Source organism: Streptomyces sp. NPDC037301, from assembly GCF_055602785.1.
On the sequence record NZ_JBVJWD010000133.1, the window covers coordinates 1 to 4,700 of the forward strand.

The window sequence follows — 4,700 nt, forward strand, 5'->3', positions numbered from 1 at the left end:
GGTGCGCCGCCGTGCCGAAGGTCTTCCCGCCCAGTCCCTGTCGTGGGGCTTGTGGGAGGAGACCAGCGAACTCACCGCCACCCTCGGCGAATCCGACAAGGCCCGGCTCGGCCGCGGCGGACTGCAGGCCCTCGGCACCGAGGAAGGCCTCGCCCTCTTCGACCAGTCGCTGGCCCTCGACGCCCCGCACCTGGTCCCCGTACGCCTCGACCTGTCCCGCGCCCGCGCCGAAGGCCGGCAGGTGCCCCCGCTGCTGCGCGCCCTGGTCCGCACCCCCGCGCGCCGCGCCACCGGCACCCCCGTGGGCCGCGGCTGGCGTGCGCAGTACGAGGCGACGCCCGAGGACGGGCGCGAGAGCATGCTCGTCGACCTCGTCCGGGCCCAAGTGGCCTCCGTCCTCGGCCACTCCGGCACCGACGCGGTCCCCGTTGACCGCGGCTTCAAGGACCTCGGCTTCGACTCCCTGACCGCTGTGGAGCTGCGCAACCGGCTCAACGAACTCACCGGCACCCGCCTGCCCGCGACCTTGGTGTTCGACTACCCGACACCGGCCGCGCTCGGCGCCCGTCTGCACGGTCTCCTGGCCGGCACGGCCGCGCGGCAGCACAGCGCGGTGGCGCGGGTCGTGGCGGACGACGAGCCCATCGCGATCGTCGGCATGAGCTGCCGTTTCCCCGGCCGCGTCGACTCGCCCGAGGAGCTGTGGCAGCTGCTCGCCGACGGCGGTGAGGGCATCAGCGGCTTCCCGACGGACCGCGGCTGGGCCCTCGACTCGTTCTTCGACCCCACGGGCGAGCGCCCCGGAACCTCCGTGGTGGACCAGGGCGGATTCCTGCACGACGCCGCCGACTTCGACGCCTCCTTCTTCGGGATCTCCCCGCGCGAGGCCGTGACCATGGACCCCCAGCACCGGATGCTCCTGGAGCTGTCTTGGGAGGCCATCGAGCGCGCGGGCGTCGACCCGACGGGGCTGCGCGGCAGCAGGACAGGCGTGTTCTCCGGCCTGATGTACCACGAGTACGCGGCGCGCCTGCGCTCCGTGCCCGAGGACGTCGCAGGCTTCCTCAGCAACGGCAACGCGGGCAGTGTGGCCACCGGCCGGGTCTCCTACACCCTCGGCTTCGAGGGCCCCGCCGTGACCGTGGACACGGCCTGCTCCTCGTCCCTGGTCGCGCTGGACATGGCCGTCAGCGCCCTGCAGCGCGCCGAGTGCGACCTGGCGCTCGCCGGCGGTGTCACCGTGATGTCGACCCCGACGATCTTCGCCGAGTTCACCCGTCAGCGTGGCCTCGCGCACGACGGCCGCTGCAAGGCGTTCTCCGACGCGGCCGACGGTATGGGTGTCGCCGAAGGCGCGGGCGTGGTCCTCGTCGAGCGGCTCTCGGACGCCCGCCGCAACGGCCACCGCGTCCTCGCCGTCATCAAGGGCTCGGCCGTCAACCAGGACGGCGCCTCCAACGGCCTGACCGCGCCCAACGGCCCCTCGCAGCAGCGGGTCATCCGCTCGGCGCTCGCCAACGCGGGCCTCGCCGCGTCCGACGTGGACGTGGTGGAGGCGCACGGCACGGGTACGTCCCTCGGCGACCCGATCGAGGCCCAGGCGCTGCTCGCCACGTACGGCCAGGAGCGGGGCGGCAACCAGCCGGTGCTGCTCGGCTCGGTGAAGTCCAACATCGGTCACACCCAGGCCGCTGCCGGTATCGCGGGCGTCATAAAGATGGTGCTCGCCCTGCGGCACGGCACCGTGCCCCGGACCCTGCACGCCGAGCGGCCCAGCGAGCACGTCGACTGGACGGCGGGCGCCGTCGAGCTGGTGACCGAGGCCGTCGCCTGGCCCGAGACGGGCAGGCCGCGGCGTGCAGCGGTGTCCTCGTTCGGCATCAGCGGAACCAACGCCCACGTCATCCTCGAACAGGCCCCCGAGGCCGAGGAGCCGGAGCAGAGTGCGGAGCGGCCCGAGCCCGTGCTCACCGCCGCCGAAGGCGCCGTACTGCCGTGGCTCGTCTCGGCCAAGTCCGCCGCCGCGCTGCGCGGCCAGGCCGAGCAGCTGCGCGCCTTCGCAGCCGAAGGGGCCGGCCCCGCGGCGACGGCCGCCGCGCTCATCGGCGGCCGTACCGCCTTCGACGAGCGCGCGGTCGTCCTCGCCGCCGACCCCGCGGGCTTCGCCGAAGGGCTCGCGGGCCTGGTCCGCCAGGACGCCGAGGTCCCCGGGCTCGTCTCCGGGACCGTGCGCCCCGGCGCGAACGTGGCCTTCGTCTTCCCCGGCCAGGGCGCCCAGTGGACCGGCATGGCGCTCGGCCTGATGGAGTCATCGCCGGTGTTCGCCGGGGCCCTGCGTGAATGCGCCGACGCGCTCGCGCCGCACGCGGACTGGAACCTGCTCGACGTCCTCGGCGACAAGCAGGCCCTGGAGCGCGTCGACGTGGTGCAGCCCGCCCTGTGGGCTGTCATGGTCTCCCTCGCGAAGGTCTGGCAGCACTGCGGCATCATGCCTTCCGTGGTCGTCGGCCACTCCCAGGGAGAGATCGCCGCGGCCTGCGTGGCCGGTGCCCTGTCGTTGGCCGCCGGCGCCCGTCTCGTGGCCCTGCGCAGCCGCGTCATCGCCGAGGAGCTCGCCGGGCGTGGCGGCATGGCCTCGCTGACCGTGCCCGCCGACGAGGCCCAGGCCCTCATCGACCGGTACACGAACCCCGACGGCGCCGCCGAACCCGCCACCGGCGTGGTCATCGCCGCCGTCAACGGCCCCGGCGCGGTCGTCGTCGCCGGTGACGAGGGACCGCTGCAACAGCTCCTGGACGGCTGCGAGGCCGACGGGATCCGCGCCCGCCGCATCCCCGTGACCTACCCCTCGCACGCGCCCCAGGTCGAGCTCATCAAGGACCGCCTCCTCAAGGAGCTCGGTGACATCAGCCCGGCGCGGCCCCAGGTGACCTGGCGCTCCACCGTGACCGGTGAGGACGTGCGGGGCCGGGAGGCCGACGCGGAGTACTGGTACCGCAACCTCCGTCAGCCGGTGCGCTTCGCACAGGTCGTCGCCGACCTCATGGAAAGCGGCATCGACACCTTCGTCGAGATCAGCCCGCACCCGGTCACCACCGCGGCCCTGGAGGACGCCGCGCTGCAGGCCGGCGGTCGAGAGGTCGTCGTCACCGGCACTCTGCGCCGCGACGAGAACGAGCGCACGGCCCTGCTGCGCAACGCCGCCGCCCTGTGGACCCGAGGCCTCGGCGTGGACTGGACCGCTCTCACCCCGGCCCCGGACGAGCGGGCCGACGCTGTCGACCTGCCGACGTACGCCTTCCAGCGGGAGCGCTACTGGCTCGACGCGCCGAACGACTTCGGGAACCCGGGCGGTGTCGGCCAGGAGGCCACCGGCCACCCGGTGCTCGCCGCGGCCGTCGTCCCCGCCGGGACCGACAGCATCCTGTTCACCGGCAGGCTCACCACCCCGGCCGCGGCCTCGCCCGCGGAGCACACCGTGCTCGACACACCCGTACTGCCCGGCAGCGCCCTGCTCGACTGGGCGCTGTACGCCGCGGACCGCCTCGGCCTGCCCGGCGTCGCGCACCTGGAGCAGCTCGAACCGCTGCTCCTGGCCCCCGACGGCGCCGTCCGCGTCCAGGTGATGGCCGCGGCGCCCGACGACTCTGGGCACCGCCGTCTCACCGTCCACGCGCAGCCCGACGGCGACGCCACCGCGGAGTGGACCCTGCACGCCACCGCCGAGCTGCACCCCGGGGCCGAGGAGACCGACGAGGCGTACGCACGGCTCGCGGGCACCTGGCCGCCGGCCGACGCCACCCCGGCGGACACAGCCGGGCTCTACGGCGAACTCTTCGCCGCAGGACAGCAGTTCGGACCAGCCCTCCAGGGGCTGCGTGGCGCCTGGCGCACCGGCGACGACATCTACGCCGAGGTCGAGCTGCCCGAACAGGCCGTCGAAGGGCTTGCGCCGCGCGCTGCGCTCCTGGAGTCCGTCTGCCACGCCTGGCGTCTTGCCGACGCGGGCGGCCCCGGCACCGCCGGAGCCCTGCAGCCCACCGTCTGGCGGGGCGTGCGGGTGCGGGCCGGCGGCCTCGATACCGCCACCGGCCAGGACGCGGTCGACGACGCCCGGATTGTACGGGTCCTGCTGTCCCCGGCCGACGACGGCGCCCTGCGGGTGCGCGCCACCGACGCCGAGGGCATCCCGTTGCTTAGCGCGGACCGGGTCGAGCTGCGTCCGGTCACCGCGGCCCGGCTCCGCTCGGCAGGTGCCACCGCGGCGCGTTCGCTCTACGAAGTGAGCTGGGAGCGCCGTGCGTTCGATGAGCTCGCACAGACGCCGCGTTCGATTCTGTGGGACGGCACACGGTCGGCAGAGGAGATCGAGGCCGCCGTCGCCGACGGTGTGCGGCTCGTCCTTCTGGACGCGGCCGCGCTCGACGCCCACGGGCAGCAGGAGAGCGACGGCGAGCACCTGCCACAGCGGGTCCGCGAGGCGGTGACCGCCGCCCTCGCGCGCGCCAAGCAGTGGCTCGCCGACGAGGCGCTCGCCGACGCACGGCTCGCCGTGGTCATCCATGGCGCCGTCGCCGTGTCGGGCACCGGCCCGGTGGACCTCACGCAGGCCGCCGTACGCGGCTTCCTGCGCTCCGTGCAGTCCGAACACCCCGACCGCTTCGTGCTGGTGGATACCGATGGCGGGGCTGTCGGTGTTC

The 4,700-nt window shown here is 74.5% G+C and carries 1 protein-coding gene; it reads left to right on the plus strand.

The annotated features are described in order from the left end of the window. Positions 1 to 4,700: type I polyketide synthase (locus ACZ7IB_RS48720; RefSeq protein ID WP_470921781.1), on the plus strand; the 4,700-nt coding region annotated here is incomplete at both ends.